This is a genomic window from Shewanella sp. GXUN23E (assembly GCF_050865035.1).
Classification (GTDB): Bacteria; Pseudomonadota; Gammaproteobacteria; order Enterobacterales; family Shewanellaceae; genus Shewanella.
Map to the genome: position 1 here is coordinate 33,426 of NZ_JBOZWP010000001.1, position 25,363 is coordinate 58,788.

The following is a 25,363-nucleotide window of genomic DNA, read 5'->3' on the forward strand; positions in this document are numbered from 1 at the left end:
AGCCAGTGGTGATTAAACCGCTTCTTCGTTTTCTTCACCGGTACGGATACGAATAACACGTTCAATATCCGTAACAAAAATTTTGCCGTCACCAATTTTCCCGGTACGGGCGGTCTCAACTATCACTTCCAGAGCCTGCTCCAGCAATTCATCCTGAATAACCAGCTCAATTTTCACTTTCGGCAGAAAGTCGACCATGTATTCAGCACCACGATACAACTCAGTATGTCCTTTCTGACGACCGAAGCCTTTCACCTCGGACACTGTCATGCCGGTGATACCAATGTCAGCCAGTGCTTCACGCACATCATCCAATTTAAACGGCTTGATAATGGCCTCAACCTTCTTCATTAACCACTCCTGGAATATTTATGTATCTATGGGGAACAACGTCTTAGCTTAGCACGAGCCGGATCGATTGATAAATCCCGTCGTGTTTTATCCGCGCAGCCTATCACTCAACTAAACTATAAAAGCACTCCCGGCATCCCCGGAAAGACTGCGCAGCAGGAACATACGAACCTCAAGGATGAGATGATGAACAGATATGTGGGATTTACTCTGGTCGAAGTAATGATAACCCTGACCATTGCCATGGTATTGATGATGGTCGCAGTACCGAATATGGGGAAAACCTACGATTTCTATCGTGCTGACAGTCAGATAAACACGGTACAGGATTTTCTGATTGCAGCCAGAAATCAGGCCATCAGCTATGGCACCCGGATAACCGTTTGTCCTGTCAGCGCCAACAGCTGCAGTAATGACTGGTCTCTTGGGCTGACGATGTTCATCGATAATGGCAATGGTAATGAAATCGATGGGGATGACCGAATCCTGCAGGTTATAGGGCCTTTCCCGGCGAAAGACACAGTTTCCTATTCAAGAAGTTCGATTCGTTTTCTGCCAACCGGACTGGCATCCGGCACCAACGGAACCTTTCGCTACTGCCCAAGCAGCAAAACCAGCACCCAATCACTGTCATTGGTCGTCAACAATGCGGGCAGAGTGAGGGATGGAGAAGGACCTGTGATCTGTCAATAATAGGTCAACAGTCAACCAATTGGCAGATGTAAACCCCCGCCAAGCAAGATATAATCACCTTACATTCATTACATTCCGGACACATCCAATGAGTGCAAGGTCGCAGGGATTTACTCTGGTTGAACTGATGATCACCGTGACAATTTTTGTCATTCTGGTCACAGTCGGTGTGCCTTCTATGAAAAACACCTATGAACAAATCCGCGCCAGCAGCGCCAACAGTGAGTTACAACAAGCCCTGGCTTTTGCCCGTTCAACGGCAGTTAGCTACGGCACCACTGTCACTGTGTGTCCGAATAATAATGGAGCATGTGGGAACAATTGGATTGATGGTTTTTTAATTTATCTGAGAAAACCTAATAACGAGATGGTCATATTGAAAGAGCACTCAGGCTTCAACAGTGATGACTACTTGGTGTATGACAAAGACAGTGTGAGTTTCAGCTCTACCGGCTTAATCACCGGGAACTTTGATACCGGCGTATTCAAATACTGCCCGGGCAGTCGTACATCAGCTTCCTCAGTTGCCACTGAGCTTTCCCGAAGCGGTAAAGTCCGCAGGAGCGATGCAGTTGTGACTTGCCCTGCGGCAGGCAGCGAATAATCAAGGTCAACCAATACCCTTACCGGGAGTTAATCCCGGCAGAATTCTTGTTCGGCCAATGCCTTTCAACGACATCAAAAACACTTATCAGCACTATCTGACGGTCTGCTTATCCAGAGCCTGGGCAGGCGCAGTGCTGAACTCATCATCCAGCCCTACACACTCTATCACCTCTTTTATGTACGGCGTTGGCTTACTGTTACTGAATGCCTGAGAACCCACTAACTTTGCCATCAACAGATTTCTCTGTTTCACGGGCCAACGATAGAAACCGATCTGCTCTCCAATCGTTGTGTTCAGATAACACTTATAATCCCTTTTATCTTCGGTTTTAGCATCAACAGCCGTTGCTGACAGCGCCCAAGTCACCAACACCAGACTTACCGAAATCAATCCTTTCATTACCAACACTCCGGTTTAGTTTTGGCACCCGTGGAACTCAGGGTGAGCGGCGTGCATTCCGCATCTCTGGCAGCCTGAGTTCCGAGTGCAATCGCTTTCACTTCAAATGACGCCCCGTTAACTGTTGCGTCAATCTGATACAAACCCCGTTCAGTTTCCATCGGATCTGCACCATATCCCAGCTCTTTCATGTCAGCGGTATAGCGTCTGAAATCCAAATAATGCTGCTCCTGCAAATTGGCAATGCGCATCATCTCTGCAATCGCATCTGAGCGTGCACCTTTGGCAACATACTTGGTATAGGAAGGATAGGCTATCGAAGCCAGGATCCCGACTATCACTACAACTATCATGACTTCTATCAGGGTAAATCCTTTGCCTTTGCGTCTGAATTGCATCCAATGCATATTTCACTACTCGTCGATATGATAATAAATTCGATTGGCTCCCAAACCGCCACCGACGCAGCGATTATCTCCGGCAGCACACCCCTTGACACTGTTGACGGGTGTCATTTCAGTGGCTGCTTTACCGATGCCAATCAGATACATATAACTATCACCGCCAACATTGGGCGGGATCACCAGTTGAGGAGTATCAGGTACGCGCTCACCAACTTCAAGAAATTCATGACTATAGGTACGAGTCCCACGATGCAAATCAAAGCTGTAGAGTCGCCCCTGCCCGGCAACCAGGCAAGAATCTGCTGTCCCGGTATCGCCCGGGACATAAGAGGTGAAATACACCCGCCCCTGAATGATTGATGCGCCGGCGAGGGACTTTTCTCCTTCAGCAGAAAAGTCATAAAACCATCCCCGCTTCTGACCAAATTCAATATTGTCTGCGGTGTTATCACTCGCTGGCGCACTGTCAGTGACGTCGTAGAGATTGGACAAGTACAAAGGCGCCGGTATGGGGCTATCGCCACTACCAGTGAATGATTGCGTGACCACATGTCTGTCCTGAAGGGCAAAAAACATATCATTACGGCTCTTGTCCGACGGACTGGGGCGCATACCACTCCCGACAACGACGGCGTCGTAGGGCACATTCTGATATGCCAGCGAGCTGGTTGTCTGCCCATTCTGGGAAACTGACACCTGGCTGATGTTGGTAAACATCGTCTGCGCCACTGCAGGTTCAGCAAAGAAGCGTCTGTCCGAGGGCACACTGGTGTTGCTCCCCAGCGCCGCAAATTTAAATGCAGTCCAGGGATTCTGACTACTCTCTGGATTAGGCCCGGGCATATCGATACGCCATACATTGCCGCCGGTATCAGTGGCATAAATCCTGTCTGTTAGATGATCGCTGTTACTGTCAAGTATCGCCACTGAGTTGGGGATGCTGTCGCTCAACCCATTCATATAAGTATTGGCGCTGGCAAGTCCAAAAGAGTGCACCAGGGCACCGGACTGGGCATCCAGCACAAACACCCCCCTTCCCATACTGTCAGCGCCCCCTATAGCAGTGGTGTCTTTGGTCACAGGAGCATAACCGCCACCGATGATAACGACCGGCTTTGCGTTCTTGGGATCGGTATTACCCGAAGGCCAGCCGGGGATGGTGGTCACCACTGGCTCTGACCAGGTCTGCCCAAGTTCGCTCAAACCAACGTCATCTGAACTGACTTGCCACAGCAGCTCAGGCGCGTCCGGGTCAGTAATATCAAGCCCATAGTAAGATTTCCCGCCACGACGCATACCAAAAAATACCCAGACTTTCTCGACACCCGACGCCCCCATTTTGATATAAGCCACCGGAGAACTGTCCAGTCCATATACCGAATGTACGCCACTGGGAATATTGGCCTTCAACTCGGGAAGATTAGCCAACAATTCGTAAGGCATAAACGCCCAACTCTCAGAAACTGCGTCCCCGGTATCACGGAACATGTGCAAAAAACCCTGGTTTGTCCCAAGCAGAATACGAATATCCGGACTGGTTGCCGTACCATAATTAATAGCCAGTGGTTTGGAGTGCAGCGGATCCCCCATTATGTCCTGACGACTTTCAGTGACATTGGTGTCCTGATCATCGTCATCCACATCCTGTCCACGCGCCCAGGCAAACACTTCATCCAGCTCAGATTTATCAATGCCCATATGATCCGCAAGCCCCTGACGCGAACCCGCAACCGATGCGGCATTGCTGACAGTAAAATCATTCAGTGCACCATCACCACCAAAATTACCGTAGAGTTTCCGGCTCGATGCCTTTCTAAGCACTTCAACTGCACCACCTAACTGCACATCATTGCCATCACCGCCGCCAGGAGCGCCGCCACAGGTTTCGGCGGATGTCCAATATGAGCAGGCGGCGTTTTTTAAGTTACCATCGTCGCCAATCGCGGGATTGCCATTTCTGTCAACAATGTCGCCATTGCCGGTCACCCGGAATTTCTTGAGGTTGCCCTGCCATCGAGGGCCTTTATTGGGCAAAAACATCGCGTAATACACTGAATCAAAAGTTTGAGTGCGATCGAAGTTATTGCTGGCAATTGAAGGAGAAGTAAAGCTGGCATTAACCTCCAGGATTTCGGTAAACACCTGCTGCAGAGCAGACTGCAACTGAACCGCATTCTTGGCGGCAAAGTACTTACCGCCACCGACTTCAGCCGCTTTGGTCAGCAATGGGGCAGCATTGGTGGCACCATCGCTGAAACCAATGGTAAAGGTGCTGACATTCTGGTCATCGGTCACATTGGGATTAACATCATGAGTGTTCATCCAGCCGGACAAGCTTGCCAGATAGTTGGACTGAACAGCGTTTTGATTTGCTCCGGGCAAATTTTTCACGGCAGTATTGGCGTTGCTGTCAACCGTCGGCTGGCCATCGGTGATCAATACTACATAAGCCCGATTCTGACAGGGTTTGAATGGCGATTCATACACCCCGTTCTTGATAATGGACTCATCCTTGGCGGGACGATTACCGACATACCAGTTGTAAACGCTACTGTCTGCATTGCCATACAACACGCTTTGGCCTGAATAATAGCGATAAACTTCATACAGCGTTTCACACAATGGGGTATTGGTTTCTGCCGGCAAAGAGTCAATTGTAGATAACAGCGTCTGACGATTGCTCTCATCCATATCACGAATGCCGGCAATAATCCGTCCACCATCGCGGCTGCCCTCAGAAGGCCAATTAAGATTAAAAATGGCCAAACCAAAATCTACACCCGGCGTGGTCACCACAGTGTCCTGCATAACTCTTTTGGCGATAGACAGACGGCTTTTGTAACTGGAGGTTTTAGTGCCGTGATACCAATTAATATAATTTTCGGTATAAACGGTGACGGGTCTGCCTGTACCAAATCCCGTTCTGAGCGCTTTTTCAACAGCAGTATCAACTTCATGTTGAGTAGAACCGCCATCGACCTCTGTGTAGATTACCGGCGCGACGACAGTCCCCAACCCGTCAACCGGCAAACCTGAGACCTGATTAGAGGCATTGGTAAAATTGCGGTTATCAATATCCTCGAAGCAATCCAGCGCAATCCCAACCGGTTGACTGTCGGTTGGCAGTTCTTTCCAGGCACCGGACTGACCGCTGAAAGTATATTCACGGATAAATCCGGTAAACATGCCGTAGTCTTCAAGATATTTCTTTGAAGTCGCGCAACCATTGATTGACTGAACAAAACTGCGACTGTCCCCCACCACCGGCATATGCTCGCTCGAATAGGTATAGTACAGTTTGGTTGCGCTGTTGACCGTATCATTTCTGGGGTAGAAGTCTTCGACATATTCCCGTGTTCCCATACTGCCGGAGTTGTCGAATATGATAAGTACCTGAGGTCGGGCACCGGTGCGGGAACTCGACTCCATCACATATAACTCAGTATCATCGGCAATACTGCCACCGACGAAACACGCAGCGGCCATAGTCATAGCCGCAACATATCGTCTAGATAACATGACTTAGCTTCCTGTTAAAACCTCTTGTTCTACTCCGGTAACCACGGTCAAACGCCCCAGATTGTCGCGGCCAAATTTTGCCTCGGTGGAAATCTCCATGCGACGGCAACTGATCAAATTGGTACTGCTGGCATCAGCGCTGCGCTGACAATTCACATCACCAAACTCGAGCGGATCAATGGTATTGGTACTGGTAATGCCGCTCAGCGTTCGGGTCTCGACAATGGTGGAATCCAGGTTGGCCAGTTGACTGCCGGATTTATCAGCCAGCTCAATCGCCTGCGCCCCCTGCGCCGCAGCCAACGCCTCGACTCTATCAGAGCCAGCTCCGGCCATACGCAAACTTTGGCTTGAGTTAACCGCCAATGCCACACCGATAACCGTCATCATCAACAGTACAATCAGCGAAAAAAACAGCACTACACCCTGTTGTTTCTTCATGTTCATCGCCTAATTTCGTATCAAAACCGGGTTTTCCAACACTATGGTTGATGCCACCACTTTACGCCTGAAATTATCCTCAAAGGGTCCCAACGTCAGGTCTCCCAATTGGTATACAGATTTATTGACATAACTGGCATCTGCCTCAATGGACCTGACCAGCAGGAACACCCTGAGAGCCACCAGACGCTGGAACAGTTCGTTATCCCACATCAAATTTGTCACATTCTGCGAAGGCATAAAGGTATCTGCAGTATCATCACCATCGTTGTCAAAGCCATAGAGTATCTGCATGTTCTCTATCCCTTCGACCAAAGGCTCGTCGTTATTCATCCCGCCCGACGTGAGTGTTTTGCGATGCAGCACCGGAATGTCATTGCTGTCGTTTCTCAGGTAATAAACATGGTGCTGGTATTCCCAGAATCGGCCATTGTCCAACGTCGGGGCAGCCTGATTACCGGTAAAAATCACTGCTTCATTAGCCGTTGTACCAATGTAATAACGATTGACATCATAGGGAGCCGTGACGTCTGGCCCCAGCAAGCGTTTGATTTGAATTACATCGGTTCCGGCCAGTACGCCATTCAGACAATCGAGAGAATCTGCCCCGCCCTGTTGGTATCCCCAAAGGCGCCGGAAGTGTGCGGCAGTTGTGTTGGGTAATGTCGCATTATTCACACCGCCACCGACACAATCATCGGCAGGGACTGCAGCAATAACCTGAGTATTGCCACCGGGAATGAGCTCAGTTCCGGTGATGTCACCAAAAAAACCCAACTGACTGAGATCAGGCTCCATCAACGCCAGCGCTATCCGGCCATTTTCCTGCAACTGATTAAACTGACTGGTCGTTCTGACGTTCCCCGAGGACATACTGAACATAGTGAATACACCCAGCGTCAAAAACAGACCTATGACCATGGCCACCATCAGCTCGACCAAAGACAATCCCTGCTGAGTATGTTTTGCATCCATTCGCTTCACCTAAATAATCACAGTAGTTACGGCATAAGCACGACGCTTGGCGGCATCCGCACTGTTAGAAAAACTGCATTCACCGAACCTGTCTACCGCACCACTGCTGTCTCTGAGTGTTCTGATCCCGCGCCAACTCAAAATGACTGTCACTTCACCATTGGCAGGATTAACCAGAATGCAGCCCTGAGCATTGTCCAGCGACCCAACATTATTATCCGCCACCATTTCCGTCTCTCCGCGGATAAGCGTTTCCCATTGATAAAGATCCCAAAGTCGGGTTTGCGAGGTATCGCAAATCACGTTGCCCCCTACTGCGACGTCACATTGCACAGCAGGAGCAGATAGTCCCCCCGTGTACGTGCCGGCGTAGGAGGTCAGCTCTGTTCGATTGAGTTTCATGCGACTAATGATATCGGACGCCAGATAAGCAGCCTGAGTTTGCTGAAAAGATTCGTAGCTGCCACGTTTGGCAACCAGATGAAGATTGAATATTCCGATAAGGCCGATGGTCAGGATAATCAAAGCCACCAAAACTTCGATTAACGAGAAACCGGAATGTGAGCGACCCATGCTGTCAAATCTCCTGAAATCGCCAGTTTTCTGACGCCGTCCTTGCAGATTTTCGTTATTATTCTGCTGATTAGTACAATACTACTCGAGTTAATGCGATATGACCAGTTTGTAAGCGCAGAGTAAAATTGAATTCTAACCAACCAGCAAAATCCAGCACACTTATCTGGCCCTGGCGGAAATTAACATCAAAAAATTTTCAGCCATAAAAAAAAGAGGCCGAAGCCTCTTTATTTCATCTGCAAAAATCTACTATTTGCACTTAAAGTCGCTGACAACCTAATTATCAGAGTTCAGCCTGAGCTCTGCCGGCACCGCAAACACCACATCTTCCTTGCGACCTTCAATCTCGGTCACCACACTGGGTGCCCGCTCAGCGATAGCTTCAACAACCTGTTGCACCAGAACTTCTGGAGCAGACGCGCCGGCGGTTACCGCCACTTTGCTGACGCCAGCAAACCAAGCAGCATCGATATCATCCCGGTTATCCACCAAATAAGCCTGAGTACCGGCTTTTTCTGCCAGCTCTCTGAGTCGATTGGAGTTGGAGCTGTTCTTGGAACCCACCACAATCAGCAGATCTACATCAGACGCCAGTTTACGCACCGCATCCTGACGATTCTGGGTGGCGTAACAAATATCGTCTTTACGCGGACCTTCGATCGAAGGAAATTTCGCCTGCAACGCCGCGATAATATCCAGTGTATCATCAACTGACAGCGTAGTTTGGGTAACAAAACACAGGTTGTCAGGATTTTTGACCTCAAGTGCAGCTACATCCTGAGGAGACTCCACCAGATACACACCGCCTGCTGGATTGTCGTACTGTCCCATGGTGCCTTCCACTTCCGGATGGCCCTCGTGACCAATCAGAATGCATTCGATCCCTTTACGACTGGCACGGGTCACCTGCAAGTGTACTTTGGTCACCAACGGACAGGTCGCATCAAACACTTTGAGGCCGCGACGTTTTGCCTCCTGGCGAACCGCCTGGGAAACCCCGTGGGCACTGAAAATAACGATACTGTCATCAGGAACCTGATCCAGCTCCTCGACAAAAACCGCGCCGCGGTCTTTCAGATTCTGCACCACATAACGATTGTGAACCACTTCATGACGCACATAGATGGGTGGCGAAAACAGTTCCAACGCACGCTCTACAATGCTGATGGCACGATCCACACCGGCACAGAAGCCACGTGGATTGGCAAGCATAATGTTCAGCTTGGTATCGGCAGGAGATTGAATAGGCTGTTGCATAAATTAAAGTTCCTGCATCACTTCAAGTTCGAATGTCACCGTATGACCGGCCAACGGATGATTCAAATCCACTGTGACTGAGTCTCCGGCAACATCCCGGATAATACCGGGGATCTCAGCGCCACCAGGGCCGGCGAAGCTGATGATCACACCCGGTTTAAGTTCCATATCGGCAGCAAAACGTGCTCTGTCCAAATGATGAATAGCATCCGGGTTCACCTCACCAAACGCATCTGCAGGCTTCAGGGTAAAGCTGTGCCTGTCACCAACATGCAGTTCAGCAAGCTGCGCTTCAAACGCGGGGCTCAGACTGCCATCGCCGATATTCAACCGTGCTGGTTTACCCGCTGCGCGGGTGCTGTCAGCCGTTGAGCCATCGGCCAGCAAAATATTCATATGGCACAAAAGTGCACGTTCAGACATCCAGTTACTCCTTAACTGCCGAATCTGTGTCATTTTGTTCCTTTGGTGACATGAATGCGTCCCAAATGATCAATGCCGCCCCGACGCAAATTGCCGAGTCAGCAATATTGAATGCCGGGTAATGGCTGGTTTTCCAATAGAAATCCAGAAAGTCGACCACATAGCCATGCATCAAACGATCGATAAGATTTCCCAGCGCGCCGCCGATGACCAGCGTATACGCCAGGTTCAAACGCCATAATGCAGCGCTCTGGCGTCTGAGCCAATAGGTCAGAATGACACTGAAACCAACGGCAATGACGGTAAACAGCCAACGCTGCCAACCGCCGGCATCACTCAGAAAACTAAACGCGGCACCGTAGTTACGCACATAAGTCAGATTGAAGAAAGGCAGAATTTTGATGGACTCATAGAGATCAAAATTCGCCAGCACCCACTGTTTGGAAAGCTGGTCCGCAAGGAAAACCAGCACCACCACCCAGTACCAGCGCAAGCCGCTGTCACGCCAGCTTGCGGGCCCTTTGTCCATTTCATTGGCCATAGTGGTGCTCTCCAAATCAGGCGAAGCGGCGATCTTCGCCTTCGCCTTCAATGTTGGTCACACAGCGCTGACACAGGGTTTCATGACCTGTGATTGTGCCCACTTCTTCGCGGTAGTGCCAGCAGCGCTCACATTTTTGTGCTTCGCTCTTGGCAATCGCCAGCTTCAATGAAGGCATTTCAGTTTCCGCAGCATCGGTGGCCTCAGTCAGCGGCAACACAGTCACTTTGGAAGTCAGCAGCACAAAGCGCAGCTCATCACCGATGCGCGCCAGCTCTGCCGCCAACGCGTCGTCAGCAAACAGGGTCACTTCAGCTTCCAGCGAACCACCAATACGCTTGTCACGGCGGGCCTGTTCAATCACCTTGTTCACTTCATCACGAACGGTCAGCAGTTGCTGCCAATAGTCATCACTCAGATCGCTGTCCAGTGTCACTGACTTGAGGCCATCGAACCAATGCTGGGTGAATACATAGTTGTCGCGCTTACCCGGCAGCAATTGCCAGATTTCATCCGCAGTAAAGCTCATAATCGGCGCAATCCAGCGCACCATGGCTTCTGCAATCAGGAACAGTGCCGACTGACAGCTGCGACGGGCATGGCCTTCACGCTTGGCGGTGTACTGACGGTCCTTGATGATATCCAGATAGAAGGCGCCCAGCTCAACAGAGCAGAACTGCATCAGTTTCTGAGTAACAATGTGGAACTGATACTTGTCATAGGCAGCCAGCAGCTCTTCCTGCAGCGCGGCTGCACGGCGAACAACCCAGCGATCCAGCGCTACCATATCTTCAATGGCAATCATGTCAGTTTCAGGGTTGAAACCGTTCAGGTTTGCCAAAAGGAAACGACAGGTGTTACGAATACGGCGATAGGCATCGGCGCTGCGATTCAGAATTTCATCAGATACCGTCATTTCACCGCTGTAATCGGTAGCAGCCACCCACAGACGTAAAATGTCGGCACCCAGTTTGTTGGTCACCTGCTGTGGGGCAATCACGTTACCAATGGACTTGGACATCTTACGGCCCTTGCCATCCACAGTGAAACCATGGGTCAGCACCTGCTTGTAAGGTGCCTTGCCATTCATGGCAGTCGACAGCATCAGGGATGACATAAACCAGCCACGGTGCTGATCAGAACCTTCCAGATACAGGTCAATATCGGCGCCATGGAACTCAGGACGGGCAGCTACCACGGTTTCAAAGGTAGAACCTGAGTCGTACCACACATCCAGCGTGTCAGTTACTTTACGATATTGTTCGGCTTCGTCACCCAGCAACTCTTTGGCGTCCAAATCCCACCAGGCCTGAATACCCTGCTGCTCAACACGGTGCGCCACGCGCTCCATCAGAGAAACGGAATCAGGGTGCAGTTCATCGGTTTCGCGATGTACAAACAAGGTGATCGGCACGCCCCAGGTACGCTGACGAGAAATACACCAATCAGGACGGTTCTCTACCATCTTCTCGATGCGGCTCTCGCCCCACTCAGGGATCCACTGGGTGTCTTTAATTTCACTCAATGCCTGAGTGCGCAGACCTTTGTGATCCATGGAGATGAACCACTGTGGCGTTGCACGGAAAATAATCGGGGTCTTGTGGCGCCAGCAATGTGGATAGCTGTGACGGTATGCTTCGTAATGCAGCAGCGCGCCGGTTTCTTTCAGCTTCTCAACCACGGCATCATTGGCTTTAAACACATGCATACCGGCAAAGAATTCGGTATCAGGCTTGTACACGCCGTTGTCGCCAACCGGGTTAGCCACTTCCAGGCCGTACTTCTGGCCGACCACAAAGTCGTCCTGACCGTGACCTGGAGCTGTGTGTACTACGCCAGTACCGGCATCTGTAGTTACGTGGTCACCGAGGATTGCAGGCACGTCAAATGCATAGAATGGGTGCTTGAAGCGCACCAGTTCCAGCTCAGCGCCCTTGATGCGGCCCAGCACGTCATAAGACTCAGCGCCAAAACGCTTCATACAGGCTTCGAACAATACCTCTGCCAGGATCACCGCGCGGCGCTGACCTTCAACCTGGTACTCAACCAGCACATACTCAAGCTCTGGCGCTACCGCCAGACCACGGTTGGCAGGCAGGGTCCACGGTGTGGTCGTCCAGATCACCATGGAAACCGGCAACGCATAACCTTGAACGCCAAATTTGGCGGCGACAGCAGCGCTGTCAACGGCTTCAAAAGCAACGTCGATAGCAGGCGAAGTTTTGTCTTCGTACTCAACTTCCGCTTCAGCCAGCGCAGAACCACAGTCAGTACACCAATGAACCGGCTTAACGCCTTTGGTCAGGTGGCCATTGTCGATCACTTTGGACAGAGACCGGATGATGTTGGCTTCAGTGCCAAAATCCATGGTCAGGTACGGCTTGTCCCAGTCACCCAACACGCCAAGACGGATGAAGTCAGCCTTCTGCCCTTCTACCTGAGTGTGAGCATACTTACGGCACTCTGCACGGAATTCGGCAGCAGAAATTTTCTGACCTGGCTTGCCCACTTTTTGCTCGACTTTAAGTTCAATCGGCAGACCGTGGCAATCCCAACCCGGGATGTAAGGCGCATCATAGCCAGACAACGTCTTGGACTTGATAATAATGTCTTTGAGGATCTTGTTAACTGAGTGACCAATATGAATGCTGCCGTTGGCGTATGGAGGGCCATCATGCAAAATAAAAGGCTTGGCACCGGTGCGGCTTTCACGGATTTGTTGATACAGACCATCCTGGGTCCAACGGTTCAACATTTCCGGCTCACGGTTAGCCAGGTTGCCTCGCATCGGAAACTCGGTTTCCGGCAAATTCAAAGTAGATTTATAGTCGCTCATTGATCCTATACCATTAATTCAACAGTCATTATTGCTGTTGATTCAGCTAGCGTCGTTGTTGAACAAAGCCTTGGCTTCGTCTACATCTTTCAAGATTTGTTTCTTCAGTGCATCCAGGGACAGAAAAGGCTGTTCATCCCGGATTTTGGCCACCAACTCCACTTCAATCTGTTTACCATAGATGTCACCATCAAAGTCAAACAGATGAACTTCCAGTTGGCATTGCTGCCCGTTCACCGTGGGGCGAAAACCAATATTGGCCACCCCTTCATAAACATCGCTGTCTTGCCAGCGGGCTCTCACAGCGAATACACCGCGGATGGGCACCACTTTACGCTTCAGGGCCACATTGGCAGTGGGAAAACCCAGCGTTCGGCCGATTTTCTGACCATGGGCAACCTTTCCGGTGATGGTAAACGGATGCCCCAGCATACGTCTGGCTTGTTCCAGATTTCCCTTTACCAACTCGTTACGCACAGCAGTAGAGCTGACGCGCTGATCACCTATCAGAAAGCTTTCAGTGCTTTCCACCGCAAAACCATTTTGCATGCCTGCACTGCACAGCATGTCAAAATCACCGCGTCTGTCTTTACCAAAGCAGAAGTCATCACCGATGACCAGATAGCGGATGCCGAGTTTTTTGACCAGTAATTGGTCGATAAACTCGTCTGCATCTATGTTGGCAAACTTATGGTTGAAGTTGACGCAAATCACCCGGTCAACCCCCAACTCCTCAAGCAACATGAGTTTGTCGCGTAACAGACTCAATCTGGCTGGCGCCTCCGCCCCCCGGAATAGCTCCTGAGGTTGTGGCTCAAACAGCATCACAGTCGCAGGCAATTTATATTGCTCAGCCTTGGCAAGCAACTTGGCGATTACCTTGGCGTGACCACGATGTACGCCATCGAAGTTTCCTATTGTCAGCACACAGCCATGATGTGCAGGCAAAATATTGTAAATACCGCGGATAAGTTCCATATTTTCTGCTATTCCACGACCGCACAACGTAAATTGGCGGATTATATCTCAGCTGTTAATCAGAATCAGCACCAGCTTTCATTTTCCAGGGATGCACTCCCATCAAAATCAAGCTCAGCAGATACACCGCAGCACCAGCCAGAATTAACCTGACAAGTTCAAAGCCTCGCTCACCAATATGCCAGCTCAGCCAAACGTGCTGCTCAGGTAACATATAAAGCAAGACTAACACCATTGCCGCAGTCGCCATCAAAACTTTTGCAAAGAACACCCAGGTTCGACGGCTTAAACAGTACACTTGCTTACGTTTTAACCCCTGATACAGCAAAGTGGCGTTCAACAGGGCCGACATCGAGGTCGCAATAGCCAGACCGACATAACCAAAAGGCACGGCAAAAATCAGGTTAAAGACCATGTTGCTGACCATGGCGATGATGCCAAAACGTACCGGCGTGCGAGTGTCCTGCCTTGAGTAATAGCCAGGTGCCAGAATTTTCACCATCATAAAACTCAGCAAACCCGCACCATAGGCCATCAATGAGTAAGACGCCATTTCGACATCGTTCAGGCTGAATGCGCCGCGCATGAACAGTACCATCAGCATTGGCTTGGCAAGTACAATCAGGCCCAGCATGGCTGGCATGCCCAGCAGCAATATCGCCCGGACTCCCCAATCCATGGTTTGCGCAAAACCTGCGCCCTCTGCATTGACATGCTTTCTGGAGAGCGCTGGTAAAATCACCGTGGCGATGGCGATACCAAACAACCCCAATGGAAATTCCAGCAAACGGTCTGAGTAATAAAGCCAGCTGATAGAGCCGGTAACCAGGAAACTAGCGATCAGAGTGTCCAGCAACAGATTGATCTGCGATACAGACACACCAAATAACGCTGGCAGCATCAGAGTTCTGATTTTCACCACGCCAGGGTGGTTCCAGCCCCACTGGGGTTTAACCAGGGCGTTTTCACGCATCAGAAACGGAATTTGAAACAAAAACTGCACCAATCCGCCGATAAACACCCCAAGCCCCAGGCCAATTTCAGGCTGTTCCATGCCAGGTGCGATGTAGATGGCGGCGCCTATGATAGCCACATTGAGGAATACCGGGGTAAAGGCTGAAACCGCAAACCGGCCACGGGTATTGAGTATCGAACCTGCCAACGCGGTAAAAGTGATAAACCACAAATACGGGAAAGTAATTTTAAGTACTGTCGAGGCCAGCTCAAATTTGGCTCCCGCTGGCTCATCATGCAGCCAGGCCATAAACCAGCCAGTACCGAACAGCGCGGCGATTACCGGCGATGCAATAACCCCGACAAGCGTGACCACAGTCACCAGAAATCCCAGAGTACCGGCTACTTTGGACAGCAGTTCGCGGGTTTCCTGGGGGGTATGTTTTTCCTGATACTCAGTCAATACCGGCACAAATGCCTGGGCAAACGCCCCTTCAGCGAACAGCCGACGCAAAAAGTTGGGGATCTTGTTGGCGAAGAAAAACACATCAGCACTGCTGCCCGCCCCCATCAAATTGGCAATCACAACATCCCTGACCAATCCCAGGACACGGGAAATTAAGGTCATGGCACTGACAATCATGCCAGACCTCAGCAATTTCTTACTCAAAATACCCCCGAAGAAACTCAAAAGTTTTGCCACAGTGACGCAATTTTTCCGTTGCGACACTGTCATACAGCCTGATTTGCTGGTAGAATTGCGCCACATTTTACATGAGTTGGGCTGAAGATAGCCAAGCTGGGTTGGATAAATTTATCTTTATGATGGATATTCCGTCCCTGTCATTGACAAAGTGACAGAATGCAGGCATATTCCTCGGCCTTTGAAAGTATTAACCCCATTTTTAGGAGTTGCACCTTGGCTAATAGCAAGACTGCAAAGAAGCGCGCGCTTCAATCTGAAAAGCGTCGTCAGCACAACGCCAGCCGTCGTTCTATGCTGCGTACCTACGTTAAAAAAGTTATCGCTGCTGTTAAAGCTGGCGATCACGCTGCCGCTGTTGAAGCTTTCGCAGCTGCACAACCAATCGTTGACCGTATGGCGACCAAAGGCCTGATCCACAAGAACAAGGCTGCTCGCTCTAAGGCTCGTCTGAACGCTAAGATCAAAGCACTGGCTGCTTAATTCTTCGCTCAGATAAAAAAGAACCGGCTTACGCCGGTTTTTTTATATCCCGGATTACTGATGAGGTAATACCGGGATTTTTCGTGGTTAACTTAACGACTATAGATGTCGTGCAACAGTTGAATCACTGCTTTTACTTCTTCACTTTTCAGCGAATAGTAAACGGTCTGCGCTTCCTTGCGGGTCGCCACCAAATTGTCCTTGCGAAGCCACGCGAGATGTTGGGACAAAGCGGACTGGCTGAGACCCAGCTTCTTGTTCATCTCCCCCACACACATCTCACCTTCATTGAGCAAATAGCACAGGATGAATAAACGGCGTTCATTCGCCAGTGCTTTCAGCAGGACAACAGCGTGATCTGCTCGTTGTTGCATTATTTCGATATTCATGACGAGCGTTTTCTCCTAATACAAACCCCTCACTAATATAGCTTCGGCTTACAGAGTTAGTCGGGACATAACCCACACTTTTTGCTAGATTGTTTTTAAAAATGGGATGTACGTAAAAAAATTCAGGGAAACTCATGAAAACCAAAACAGTCTATTGTCTTTCAGGCCTGCTTTTAGGGTTGTTGACCGCTTGCCAACCCTCAGATTCAAATCTTAAAAATCAAAATGTTGCGTTGCAATTACAGCAAAAAGCGCTAAATTCAACACTGGGTTATGACCTGGTCGAATCACTCACAGTAGAGGTAGGGCCACGCCTCCCCGGCACAGACAAAGATATACAAGCTGTTAACTGGGCCGTAAACAAATTACAGAGTCTGGGCTTTGACAAAGTCTATCGTGAACCTGTTCAGGTCCCGGTGTGGCATCGCGGCCAAGCCCATGCAGCCGTAACCTCGCCATACACGCAATCATTGGTTATCACCGCATTGGGGGGCAGCGTTGCAACCCCAGAGGAAGGCATAACAGCAGATATTGTCCGTTTCAACAGCCTCGCTGATCTGAAACAGGCAGCCCCGGAAAGTGTTGAGGGGAAGATAGTATTCATCGACCATAAAACCGAACGCCATCAGGATGGCCACGGCTACGGAAAGACCGCGCCTGGTCGCAGTCAGGGCGCCGCAGCCGCAGCTCAGAAGGGAGCCGTCGCTATCGTTATTCGGTCAATTGGTACCGACAGCGACCGTCTGGCGCATACGGGGATGATGCGTTATCAGGAGGGCATAAAGCCCATTCCTGCTGCCGCAATGTCAAATCCCGACGCAGATTTAATCAACAATATGTTGAAGCGTTCAGACAAAGTCACACTGCAATTGTTCCTGTCCCCTGAGTCTCAGGGAACCGCAACATCTTATAATGTCATTGCAGAAGTCACAGGCAGCAGCAAGCCGGAAGAAATTGTGTTGATAGGAGCCCACCTCGATTCCTGGGATGAAGGCACCGGTGCAATTGATGACGGCGCCGGCGTAGGTATCGTCACCGCAGCAGCCAAACTCATTCAGGATTTACCACAAAAACCAGCCAGAACAATCAGAGTGGTACTCTATGCCGCTGAAGAAATTGGTTTGGTGGGCGGTAAAGCATATGCCAAAGCCCATCAGCATGAGCTGCATAACCACTATATTGCAGCGGAATCAGATTTTGGTGCCGGTCGCATCTACCAACTGGATTGGAACGTCAATGAAGCCGCTGTAAACGCCCTACAGCAATTAACGGTTGAAATGGCTGATATCGGCGTCATGCCGGGTAATAATGAGGCTTCAGGTGGGCCAGACGTATCCATGCTGCCAGCCCTTGGCGTTCCTGTTGCCAGTCTGCGTCAGGATGGCCGGGACTATTTTGACTGGCATCATACGCCCAATGACACTCTGGATAAGATAGACCCGGCAGCCTTGGCACAGAATGTTGCCGCTTACGCACAGTTTGCCTGGTTGATGGCGCAATCAGAGATAATATTACGACCTGTTGCAGAAAAACAAAGTCAGTAAATTACAGCCTCAAAAACGCTGAAAGCGGCCAATGGGCCGCTTTCGATTCATCCTGATACTCTTTGCTCTGCTGATAATGCCAACTGATGTAACCAACAATTTTGCCTTCACAGCTAAAGCTGTATCAGACACAGTTCCCACTATTCAAACAGTAAGTCAGACATGATCCCTGAGGAATACCGGATTGAACTCATCTGACAGTGCCTCACAGTAGTAATAACCTGCGGCATCGAACTTATTAAGATCTGCCAATGTGTTGATATCGTTTTCGATTATGTATCTTGCCATCATGCCACGGGCCTTTTTGGCATAAAAACTAATCACTTTATACTGACCATTCTTCAGGTCTTTAAATACCGGTGTCACGATACGGCCGTTGACCTTTGCCGCTTTAACTGCCTTGAAATACTCATTGGAAGCCAGATTCACCAAGATATCATCGCCCTGCTCCTGAAGAGCCTGGTTAATCTCGCGGGTAATGATATCCCCCCAGAATGCGTACAGGTTGTTCCCGCGGGGATTTTTCAGCGACGTTCCCATCTCCAGCCGATATGGCTGCATTAAATCCAGGGGTTTTAGCAAACCGTAGAGGCCAGAAAGGATCCGCAGATGTTGCTGGGCCTTATCGACATCTGGGGCCGACAGGGTATCGGCATCTAACCCGGTATATACATCTCCCCGAAAAGCGTACAGCGCCTGTTTGGCGTTCTCAGGAGTGAAATGTGGCTGCCACTGCGCAAATCGGGCGACATTCAGTCCGGCAATGTTGTCGCTCACTTTCATCAGCGAAGCAATATTGGCCGGAGTCAATTCACGACAGACGTCGATTAACACCTGACTGTGATCGAGTAAACCGGGTAATGTGAACTTATCCGTGCCAGCCGGAGTGTCATAATCCAACGTTTTCGCCGGTGAGACGACAATCAGCATTTTCCTGTCTCCAATAGTTATTAGCGTCCCAATCATACTGAATCGATAAGAAAAAACCACGCCGCAATGGCGTGGTTTCGGCAATATGGTCAACCGTTTATCCCGAACGGTAAAAACCGATTCAGGAGTGTTTGGTCTTTGATGATGCAGACAGATCCTGCCAAATATCCTCTTCTACCTGACCATTCAGCTCAGGGAATTTACTGCGGTCAAACTCAGGCGTCTTACCCGCTCTAACCTGATCCCGATAATCGTTAATCACCCTGACAGCCAGACCGGACAACAGCAGCAATGCAATAATGTTGACTGTCGCCATTAACCCCATGGACACGTCCGCGAGATTCCATACCAGGCTGATTTTGGCTACCGCGCCAAACATTACCATTCCCAGTACACATACCCGGAACAGTGGCAGAACGGCCTTACGGTTGCCAGCCAAAAACAGAACGTTGGTTTCCGCGTATGAATAGTTGGCAATGATTGAAGTAAAGCAGAACAGCAAAATTGCTATGGCCACAAAGCCACCGCCCCAACCACCCACATGATTGGTCATCGCTGTAATGGTCATTTTAATGCCATCACTGCCGGTACTGACATCACCTGACAACAGGATAATCGCCGCAGTTGCAGTACAGATCACTATAGTGTCAGAAAACACGCCCATCATCTGCACGAAGCCCTGGGATGCTGGATGATTTGGGTTTGGTGAGGCACTGGCCGCAACGTTTGCCGCACTACCCATACCCGCCTCATTAGAGAACAAACCGCGGGCAATACCCGCCTGCATTGCCTGAGCTACGGTATAAGCCACACCACCGGCAGCAGCCTCCTGCCAACCAAAAGCACTGTTAATTATCAGCATGAAGACATCCGGCAATTTTTCGATGTTCATGACAACGACAACAAAAGCAATGAAGATATAGGCAAGCGCCATTACAGGCACAATGACTTCAGAGACTTTGGCAACTTTACGTAACCCACCAACGATGACAAACGCCGAGGTAATAACCAGGAAAATCCCCATATACAATGGGCTGATATCAAACACTACTTCCATGGCACCTGTGATGGTATTGGCCTGTACCGCGTTGAATACCAAACCAAAAGCAATAATCAGGAAAATAGAAAACAGGACACCCATCCAACGTTGGCCCAGTCCTTTTTCCATGTAATAAGCAGGTCCTCCACGGAACTGTCCGTCCTGATCCCGGGTTTTATATACCTGTGCCAGTGTTGACTCAACCATGGCTGTTGCCATACCCAGCATGGCAATGAGCCACATCCAGAACACTGCACCCGGACCACCTGCACCAATCGCTACCGCAACACCGGCCATGTTTCCGGCACCAACCCGGGCGGCCATACTGGTACAAAACACCTGAAATGATGACAGTCCGTCATCGCAGCCCTGGCGGCTTTTAGACATAACCTTGAGAGAGTGTTTGAAATAGGTGATCTGAATGAACGCCAATCTCAGGGTGAAATACAGGCCGGCACCCACCAGCCCGTAAACCAGAAGCTTGCCCCAAAGCAACGCATTGAGGAAATTTACTGTTGTTTCTAACATATCGTTTTACTTCTTCCCGTAACAAATCACCACCGACACCAGCGTGCCGACAAAATTTGTAATGAATGAATCCTTTCAGATGAAAAGACATGGATGGCAGTTTTGCTGTTATTCAAGTTATCCATCCGCGAGCGATGTCAGTCGCGGTTGCTGCATCCGACGGGGCAAAATAGCATAGTCATTTCCGAAATCCGCATGATCAAGTTCACAATTAACCACTTAGCTGACACTAAAGTCACAGCATTTAAACACAAAAGATCAAGCCAATGAACAAACCAACGAATAGATCACAGACTTGACTGAGTTAATGTGTTTTTGGCAGACGAATAAACCACCGACAATCACTACAAGCAACGCATCCCACTCAGAAATGGGCTCTAAGATTACAACATCCAAGCCGAACATCAACCCTCACCACCCAAAGTCAACATACATTACAGGCACAGCGATACAACAAATTAAATAACAAGCCATTTTTTATTACTTCTTATTGCTATTTGTGCCAGCGATGTATCAATATAGGGACGTAAACACTGTTTACGGGGTAAATAACTATACATCCAAGCCCGCCCAGTACTACGAGAGAAGGAGACAACTCAGTGAAAAGTCTCCGGATCAATATCAAGATGGAGAAGATATGATGAACAGAATGCTGTCTGTTGCGTTGCTGTCGGCGTTGCTGCCTGTTGTTACTGCAGCCAATGCCAAAGACGATGATGGTCTGAGCCCATGGTATATAGGTGCCGGTATTGGGGTTAATGACTATGAATACAATTTCCCGGATAAGATTAATCAGGATGATAATCCTACCGCTTGGGAAGGGTTTGTCGGTTATCAGCTAAGCGACTTCTATGCTTTTGAAGTCGGTTACCGTAACTTGGGCAAAGCTCAGTGGGTTGACTGGTCCAATGTTCAGAATGATGCCGGTGCCAGAGGTCTGACATTCAGCTTGGTTGGTACCATCCCAATTTATGGTGACTTCCACGCGATTGCTGAAGCAGGTGCCATGCACTATCTGCTGAAAAATTATCGTAACTGGGGTGCTAATACCTACAGCGACTCAGGTTGGGCTCCCTATGCAGGCGTGGGTTTGGGATACTTTATTACCGACAATCTGCAGTTAGCTGTCAAGTATCGTCGATACGGCGGTCTTGAAGATGACAGATACAACACTCTGGATATGGACAGCAATTATTATGGTGCAACGCTGAGCTATCGTTTTGGCAGCGCCAGTAAGCCAGCTCCAGCACCTGCACCAATGGCTGAACAGCCAGTCATTGCTGATGCAGATCAGGATGGTGTACCTGATCGTGTAGATCAGTGTCCTGATACTCCTGCACAATATATGGTAGACAGTAATGGCTGTACTGTTTTTGAAGAAACAGTGCAAAACCTGCGTATCGACGCCAAGTTTGCCAATAATTCTGCAGAGCTTGATCAAACGTCTCTGGATGAAGTCGCTATACTGGCGGACTTTATGAACCAGAATCCAAACTCCACTGTGGTCATCAAAGGATTTGCATCCAACACAGGCAATCCTGATTACAATATGAAGCTGTCACAACGCCGTGCAGAATCTGTTGCCAAAGCGCTGGAAACCCGCTTTGGTATCGCTGCCAATCGTATTTCAGCCCGTGGATATGGCGTAACTCAACCGCTTATCCCTGGAACATCAAAAGAAGCCAACGAGGCCAACCGCCGTATTGAGGCTGATGTCACGGTCGTCAACATGGTGCCTGCTTCCAGGTAATTGAGTTTCAAAAAATTGATAATCAGATCAAGCCGCTGCCAGTCAGCGGCTTTTTTATTGAGATATCCCCTGCATTTTTTTGTCCATTGCGATTAAACTGGATGCCCATTTGAGGCGGTTGACAAGATGTATCGCTGCACAACAACTGTACAGTTCCCGGCTTATGAGCCCATCATCAATTTTGTAGTTTTTTTTCACCAACAGTTGGAAAAAAGCGTAAAATCGCTTCTAATACTGACCTGCAATCTATAGCTAAGGCTGTCACCGAGAAGGATATTTTTTCCATGGCCAATACACTAGAGCAATTGAAGTCCCTGACCACCATCGTTGCGGATACCGGCGATATCGAAGCCATCAAACGTTATGCCCCGCAAGATGCCACAACCAACCCCTCTCTGGTGCTGAAAGCCGCACAGATCCCCGAATATTCTCCCCTGATCGACGATGCCATCAGCTGGGCTAAAGCTCAGAGCAATGATCTGCAACAGCAGCTCGAAGACGCTGGCGACAAACTGGCAGTCAATATCGGTGTGGAGATCCTCAAATACGTGCCCGGCCGCATTTCAACTGAAGTCGATGCCCGTTTATCTTTTGATAAAGCAGCCTCCATCGCCAAAGCCCACAAGCTGGTTGACCTATACCAGGCTGCAGGTATCGATAAATCTCGTATTCTGATCAAATTGGCCTCAACCTGGGAAGGTATCTGTGCTGCCCGCGAACTTGAGCAGGCAGGCATCAACTGTAATCTGACATTACTGTTCAGTTTCGCTCAGGCACGGGCCTGTGCTGAAGCCGGAGTCTATCTGATCTCTCCTTTCGTTGGTCGCATTCTGGACTGGTACAAGAAAGAAACCGGTAAAGACTATACTGCGTCCGAAGATCCAGGTGTGGTGTCAGTAACCGACATCTACAACTACTACAAGCGCCACGGTTATCATACTGTCGTCATGGGAGCCAGCTTCCGTAACACCGGTGAAATCATCGAGCTGGCAGGCTGCGATCGCCTGACTATTGGTCCTTCACTGCTGGAAGAACTGGCCAATAGTGAACAGAAAATCGAAGCCAGACTGCAACCTGCAACCGAAATTGTTGCACCTGCCGCAGCTATGACCGAAGCACAGTTCCGCTGGGAATTGAATCAGGATGCAATGGCTGTTGAAAAACTGGCAGAAGGGATCCGTAACTTCGCCATCGATCAGGGCAAACTGGAAGAAATGCTGATCGCGCGTCTCAACGGCTGAGCAAAGGAGTGCAAAATGAGCAAACTAACGGATTGTCCGAGCTGGCAAGCTCTGGCGAGCAAGGCAAACGAGGTTGCGCACATGCGTTCTCTGTTTGCCACAGATCCACAGCGCTTTAACAGGTATTCACTGACTGCCGCAGGGCTGATGCTGGACTACTCCAAAAACCGCATCGATCAGAATCTGTTCGGGCTGTTGATGGAACTGGCCAGAGATTGTGATATTAAGGGCAAAACTCAGGCGATGTTCAGGGGTGATATTATCAACACCACTGAAGGACGTGCAGTTTTGCATACTGCACTGAGAGCACCGGCAAATGCAGATATTCGCGTTGATGGTGTGAATGTTGTCAATGAAATCCAGACGACATTAGCCCAAATGGAACAGTTTGTTGATTCCGTCCGGGACGGCCAGTGGAAAGGCTACACAGGTAAAACCATTACCGATGTTGTCAGCATTGGTATTGGTGGTTCATTCCTGGGCCCCAAAATCGCTTCAGAAGCATTGCGTCCATACTGGAGTGATTCACTCAAGTGCCACTTTGTCGCCAATGTCGATGGCACGGCCATTACAGAAAAACTCAAATTGCTGGATCATGAGACAACCCTGTTCATCATGTCCTCAAAGTCATTCGGTACTCAGGAAACCCTGACCAATACGCTCACCGCGAGAGATTGGTTCCTGGCCGCCGGAGCTACTCAGGCCGATATTGCCAGCCACTTTGTTGCCGTGACCTCCAATGTAGCGAAAGCCACTGAATTTGGTATCGATGCGGCTAACATTTTCCCTATGTGGGATTGGGTCGGTGGCCGTTATTCACTGTGGTCAGCCATTGGTCTGCCTATTGCTATGTTGGTAGGCATGGATAACTTTCGCGCCATGCTGGCCGGTGCGCGGGAAATGGATGAACACTTCCTGAATGCGCCGCTGGAAGTCAACATGCCAGTGATCATGGGAATGTTGTCAGTACTTTATACAAACTTCCACAGTGCTCAGTCTCATGTGGTGCTGACCTATGATCATTACCTGCGCGGCCTGCCCGCTTACTTCCAACAACTTGATATGGAAAGTAACGGCAAGCATGTCACTCTTGATGGCCAAGTTGTCGATTACAGTACTGGCCCGGTAATTTGGGGAGGCGAAGGCACCAATGGCCAACATGCCTATCACCAATTGCTGCATCAGGGTACAGCACTTATCCCTGCTGACTTCATTATGCCACTGCAGAGCCACAACCCGGTCGGCGAACATCATGCTCAACTGGCGTCCAATTGTTTCGGGCAAACTCAGGCACTGATGCAGGGCCGAACCTATGAAGAGGCCTATGCAGAGCTGGCAAGCAGTACCTTGAGTGACGCAGATAAAGCCCTTATCGCCAAGCACAAAGAAATGACCGGTAATAAACCCAGCAACACTCTGTTGATGGACAAATTAACGCCTCAGACCCTGGGGGCACTGATAGCGCTTTATGAACACAGGACCTTTGTCCAGGGCGCAATCTGGGATATCAACTCTTTCGACCAATGGGGCGTCGAGTTGGGCAAAACCCTGGGTAACGATGTCCTCGAACGTTTGGGGAATGATACACCGGCGACTGAGCTCGACTCGTCCAGCAATGCGCTGATAAACCTGTTCAGACAGGGACACATTTAATTTCCCAAAAGCCGGCCATGCCGGCTTTTTCTTTATCCCCAGTCCGTTACCTGTCAACTTTTATATCCCAACGAACCCACAAATAACAATTTTGCAACACTTGTATTGCATCCTGTCCAGCGAGTGTGGTATTTAAATCCCAACAAGAT

The 25,363-nt window shown here is 49.7% G+C and carries 23 protein-coding genes; 7 read left to right on the top strand and 16 right to left on the bottom strand.

Annotated features, from left to right (window positions below):
• Window positions 1-12: 12 nt before the first annotated feature.
• Window positions 13-351 (bottom strand): P-II family nitrogen regulator, encoded by a 339-nt coding sequence (locus ACRRUX_RS00135; protein WP_432526153.1) that lies wholly within the window; start codon window positions 349-351, stop codon window positions 13-15.
• Window positions 352-534: 183 nt separating this feature from the next.
• Between ACRRUX_RS00135 and ACRRUX_RS00140 the strand changes: the two genes are divergently transcribed.
• The gene (locus ACRRUX_RS00140) at window positions 535-1,044 is read left to right on the top strand and encodes a GspH/FimT family pseudopilin (protein ID WP_432526154.1); all 510 of its coding nucleotides are present in this window, start codon (window positions 535-537) and stop codon (window positions 1,042-1,044) included.
• Between the two features lie 88 nt (window positions 1,045-1,132).
• Window positions 1,133-1,648 (top strand): GspH/FimT family pseudopilin, encoded by a 516-nt coding sequence (locus ACRRUX_RS00145; protein WP_432526155.1) that lies wholly within the window; start codon window positions 1,133-1,135, stop codon window positions 1,646-1,648.
• A 93-nt stretch (window positions 1,649-1,741) separates the two neighbouring features.
• Here ACRRUX_RS00145 and ACRRUX_RS00150 read toward each other — a convergent pair whose 3' ends face one another.
• The 12 genes from ACRRUX_RS00150 to murJ all read right to left on the bottom strand — a co-directional run bounded on the left by ACRRUX_RS00150 (window position 1,742) and on the right by murJ (window position 15,624).
• Window positions 1,742-2,050, bottom strand: coding sequence for a TapY2 family type IVa secretion system protein (locus ACRRUX_RS00150; RefSeq protein ID WP_432526156.1), 309 nt, complete (start codon window positions 2,048-2,050; stop codon window positions 1,742-1,744).
• A complete protein-coding gene (locus tag ACRRUX_RS00155) occupies window positions 2,050-2,448 on the bottom strand; it encodes a type IV pilin protein (protein WP_432526158.1) in 399 nt (132 codons plus the stop codon). Before ACRRUX_RS00155 ends, ACRRUX_RS00150 begins: the two co-directional genes overlap by 1 nt.
• A 15-nt stretch (window positions 2,449-2,463) precedes the next feature.
• Window positions 2,464-5,973 (bottom strand): pilus assembly protein, encoded by a 3,510-nt coding sequence (locus ACRRUX_RS00160; RefSeq protein WP_432526159.1) that lies wholly within the window; start codon window positions 5,971-5,973, stop codon window positions 2,464-2,466.
• Window positions 5,974-5,976: 3 nt separating this feature from the next.
• On the bottom strand, window positions 5,977-6,414 hold the full coding sequence (locus ACRRUX_RS00165) for a pilus assembly PilX family protein (protein ID WP_432526160.1): 438 nt from the start codon (window positions 6,412-6,414) through the stop codon (window positions 5,977-5,979).
• A 9-nt stretch (window positions 6,415-6,423) separates the two neighbouring features.
• Entirely contained in the window at window positions 6,424-7,389 is a 966-nt protein-coding gene (locus ACRRUX_RS00170) for a PilW family protein (protein ID WP_432526161.1), read from the bottom strand.
• A 9-nt stretch (window positions 7,390-7,398) separates the two neighbouring features.
• Window positions 7,399-7,962: a type IV pilus modification protein PilV gene (gene pilV, locus ACRRUX_RS00175; RefSeq protein ID WP_432526162.1), complete on the bottom strand. Its 564-nt coding sequence runs from the start codon at window positions 7,960-7,962 to the stop codon at window positions 7,399-7,401.
• A 279-nt stretch (window positions 7,963-8,241) separates the two neighbouring features.
• Window positions 8,242-9,186, bottom strand: a complete 945-nt coding sequence (ispH, locus tag ACRRUX_RS00180; protein WP_432526722.1) for a 4-hydroxy-3-methylbut-2-enyl diphosphate reductase — start codon at window positions 9,184-9,186, stop codon at window positions 8,242-8,244.
• A gap of 39 nt (window positions 9,187-9,225) precedes the next feature.
• Window positions 9,226-9,645 carry an FKBP-type peptidyl-prolyl cis-trans isomerase gene (gene fkpB, locus ACRRUX_RS00185; RefSeq protein WP_432526163.1) on the bottom strand — a complete coding sequence of 140 codons (420 nt, stop codon included), beginning with the start codon at window positions 9,643-9,645 and terminating at the stop codon, window positions 9,226-9,228.
• 4 nt (window positions 9,646-9,649) lie between these two features.
• Complete coding sequence (gene lspA, locus ACRRUX_RS00190) at window positions 9,650-10,174, bottom strand: signal peptidase II (RefSeq protein ID WP_432526724.1); 525 nt, start codon at window positions 10,172-10,174, stop codon at window positions 9,650-9,652.
• Between the two features lie 28 nt (window positions 10,175-10,202).
• Window positions 10,203-13,022, bottom strand: coding sequence for an isoleucine--tRNA ligase (gene ileS / locus ACRRUX_RS00195; RefSeq protein ID WP_432526164.1), 2,820 nt, complete (start codon window positions 13,020-13,022; stop codon window positions 10,203-10,205).
• Window positions 13,023-13,064: 42 nt separating this feature from the next.
• The gene (ribF, locus tag ACRRUX_RS00200; RefSeq protein WP_432526165.1) at window positions 13,065-14,000 is read right to left on the bottom strand and encodes a bifunctional riboflavin kinase/FAD synthetase; all 936 of its coding nucleotides are present in this window, start codon (window positions 13,998-14,000) and stop codon (window positions 13,065-13,067) included.
• Window positions 14,001-14,055: 55 nt separating this feature from the next.
• A complete protein-coding gene (gene murJ / locus ACRRUX_RS00205; protein WP_432526167.1) occupies window positions 14,056-15,624 on the bottom strand; it encodes a murein biosynthesis integral membrane protein MurJ in 1,569 nt (522 codons plus the stop codon).
• Window positions 15,625-15,873: 249 nt separating this feature from the next.
• Here murJ and rpsT point away from each other — a divergent pair, with 249 nt between their 5' ends.
• Complete coding sequence (gene rpsT, locus ACRRUX_RS00210; protein WP_115135739.1) at window positions 15,874-16,140, top strand: 30S ribosomal protein S20; 267 nt, start codon at window positions 15,874-15,876, stop codon at window positions 16,138-16,140.
• Window positions 16,141-16,232: 92 nt separating this feature from the next.
• On the opposite strand, the gene ACRRUX_RS00215 is transcribed toward rpsT, so the two are convergent.
• A complete protein-coding gene (locus ACRRUX_RS00215) occupies window positions 16,233-16,529 on the bottom strand; it encodes an ArsR/SmtB family transcription factor (protein WP_432526168.1) in 297 nt (98 codons plus the stop codon).
• A 134-nt stretch (window positions 16,530-16,663) separates the two neighbouring features.
• Here ACRRUX_RS00215 and ACRRUX_RS00220 point away from each other — a divergent pair, with 134 nt between their 5' ends.
• Complete coding sequence (locus ACRRUX_RS00220; RefSeq protein ID WP_432526169.1) at window positions 16,664-18,073, top strand: M20/M25/M40 family metallo-hydrolase; 1,410 nt, start codon at window positions 16,664-16,666, stop codon at window positions 18,071-18,073.
• A gap of 156 nt (window positions 18,074-18,229) precedes the next feature.
• Here ACRRUX_RS00220 and yaaA read toward each other — a convergent pair whose 3' ends face one another.
• Window positions 18,230-19,003 carry a peroxide stress protein YaaA gene (yaaA, locus tag ACRRUX_RS00225; protein WP_432526170.1) on the bottom strand — a complete coding sequence of 258 codons (774 nt, stop codon included), beginning with the start codon at window positions 19,001-19,003 and terminating at the stop codon, window positions 18,230-18,232.
• 121 nt (window positions 19,004-19,124) lie between these two features.
• Window positions 19,125-20,570 (bottom strand): alanine/glycine:cation symporter family protein, encoded by a 1,446-nt coding sequence (locus ACRRUX_RS00230; protein ID WP_432526171.1) that lies wholly within the window; start codon window positions 20,568-20,570, stop codon window positions 19,125-19,127.
• Between the two features lie 637 nt (window positions 20,571-21,207).
• Between ACRRUX_RS00230 and ACRRUX_RS00235 the strand changes: the two genes are divergently transcribed.
• The 3 genes from ACRRUX_RS00235 to pgi all read left to right on the top strand — a co-directional run bounded on the left by ACRRUX_RS00235 (window position 21,208) and on the right by pgi (window position 25,214).
• Window positions 21,208-22,320 (top strand): OmpA family protein, encoded by a 1,113-nt coding sequence (locus ACRRUX_RS00235; protein WP_432526172.1) that lies wholly within the window; start codon window positions 21,208-21,210, stop codon window positions 22,318-22,320.
• 284 nt (window positions 22,321-22,604) lie between these two features.
• The gene (gene tal, locus ACRRUX_RS00240) at window positions 22,605-23,561 is read left to right on the top strand and encodes a transaldolase (protein ID WP_432526173.1); all 957 of its coding nucleotides are present in this window, start codon (window positions 22,605-22,607) and stop codon (window positions 23,559-23,561) included.
• Window positions 23,562-23,576: 15 nt separating this feature from the next.
• Window positions 23,577-25,214, top strand: a complete 1,638-nt coding sequence (gene pgi, locus ACRRUX_RS00245; protein WP_432526174.1) for a glucose-6-phosphate isomerase — start codon at window positions 23,577-23,579, stop codon at window positions 25,212-25,214.
• Window positions 25,215-25,363: the final 149 nt, after the last annotated feature.

Bases quoted from the DNA above. Each gene is read 5' to 3' on its own strand.
- ACRRUX_RS00135 (WP_432526153.1), bottom strand. From the start codon at position 351: ATGAAGAAGGTTGAGGCCATTATCAAGCCGTTTAAATTGGATGATGTG.
- ACRRUX_RS00140 (WP_432526154.1), top strand. From the start codon at position 535: ATGATGAACAGATATGTGGGATTTACTCTGGTCGAAGTAATGATAACC.
- ACRRUX_RS00145 (WP_432526155.1), top strand. From the start codon at position 1,133: ATGAGTGCAAGGTCGCAGGGATTTACTCTGGTTGAACTGATGATCACC.
- ACRRUX_RS00150 (WP_432526156.1), bottom strand. From the start codon at position 2,050: ATGAAAGGATTGATTTCGGTAAGTCTGGTGTTGGTGACTTGGGCGCTG.
- ACRRUX_RS00155 (WP_432526158.1), bottom strand. From the start codon at position 2,448: ATGCAATTCAGACGCAAAGGCAAAGGATTTACCCTGATAGAAGTCATG.
- ACRRUX_RS00160 (WP_432526159.1), bottom strand. From the start codon at position 5,973: ATGTTATCTAGACGATATGTTGCGGCTATGACTATGGCCGCTGCGTGT.
- ACRRUX_RS00165 (WP_432526160.1), bottom strand. From the start codon at position 6,414: ATGAAGAAACAACAGGGTGTAGTGCTGTTTTTTTCGCTGATTGTACTG.
- ACRRUX_RS00170 (WP_432526161.1), bottom strand. From the start codon at position 7,389: ATGGATGCAAAACATACTCAGCAGGGATTGTCTTTGGTCGAGCTGATG.
- pilV (WP_432526162.1), bottom strand. From the start codon at position 7,962: ATGGGTCGCTCACATTCCGGTTTCTCGTTAATCGAAGTTTTGGTGGCT.
- fkpB (WP_432526163.1), bottom strand. From the start codon at position 9,645: ATGTCTGAACGTGCACTTTTGTGCCATATGAATATTTTGCTGGCCGAT.
- lspA (WP_432526724.1), bottom strand. From the start codon at position 10,174: ATGGACAAAGGGCCCGCAAGCTGGCGTGACAGCGGCTTGCGCTGGTAC.
- ileS (WP_432526164.1), bottom strand. From the start codon at position 13,022: ATGAGCGACTATAAATCTACTTTGAATTTGCCGGAAACCGAGTTTCCG.
- ribF (WP_432526165.1), bottom strand. From the start codon at position 14,000: ATGGAACTTATCCGCGGTATTTACAATATTTTGCCTGCACATCATGGC.
- ACRRUX_RS00215 (WP_432526168.1), bottom strand. From the start codon at position 16,529: ATGAATATCGAAATAATGCAACAACGAGCAGATCACGCTGTTGTCCTG.
- ACRRUX_RS00220 (WP_432526169.1), top strand. From the start codon at position 16,664: ATGAAAACCAAAACAGTCTATTGTCTTTCAGGCCTGCTTTTAGGGTTG.
- yaaA (WP_432526170.1), bottom strand. From the start codon at position 19,003: ATGCTGATTGTCGTCTCACCGGCGAAAACGTTGGATTATGACACTCCG.
- ACRRUX_RS00230 (WP_432526171.1), bottom strand. From the start codon at position 20,570: ATGTTAGAAACAACAGTAAATTTCCTCAATGCGTTGCTTTGGGGCAAG.
- ACRRUX_RS00235 (WP_432526172.1), top strand. From the start codon at position 21,208: ATGATGAACAGAATGCTGTCTGTTGCGTTGCTGTCGGCGTTGCTGCCT.
- tal (WP_432526173.1), top strand. From the start codon at position 22,605: ATGGCCAATACACTAGAGCAATTGAAGTCCCTGACCACCATCGTTGCG.
- pgi (WP_432526174.1), top strand. From the start codon at position 23,577: ATGAGCAAACTAACGGATTGTCCGAGCTGGCAAGCTCTGGCGAGCAAG.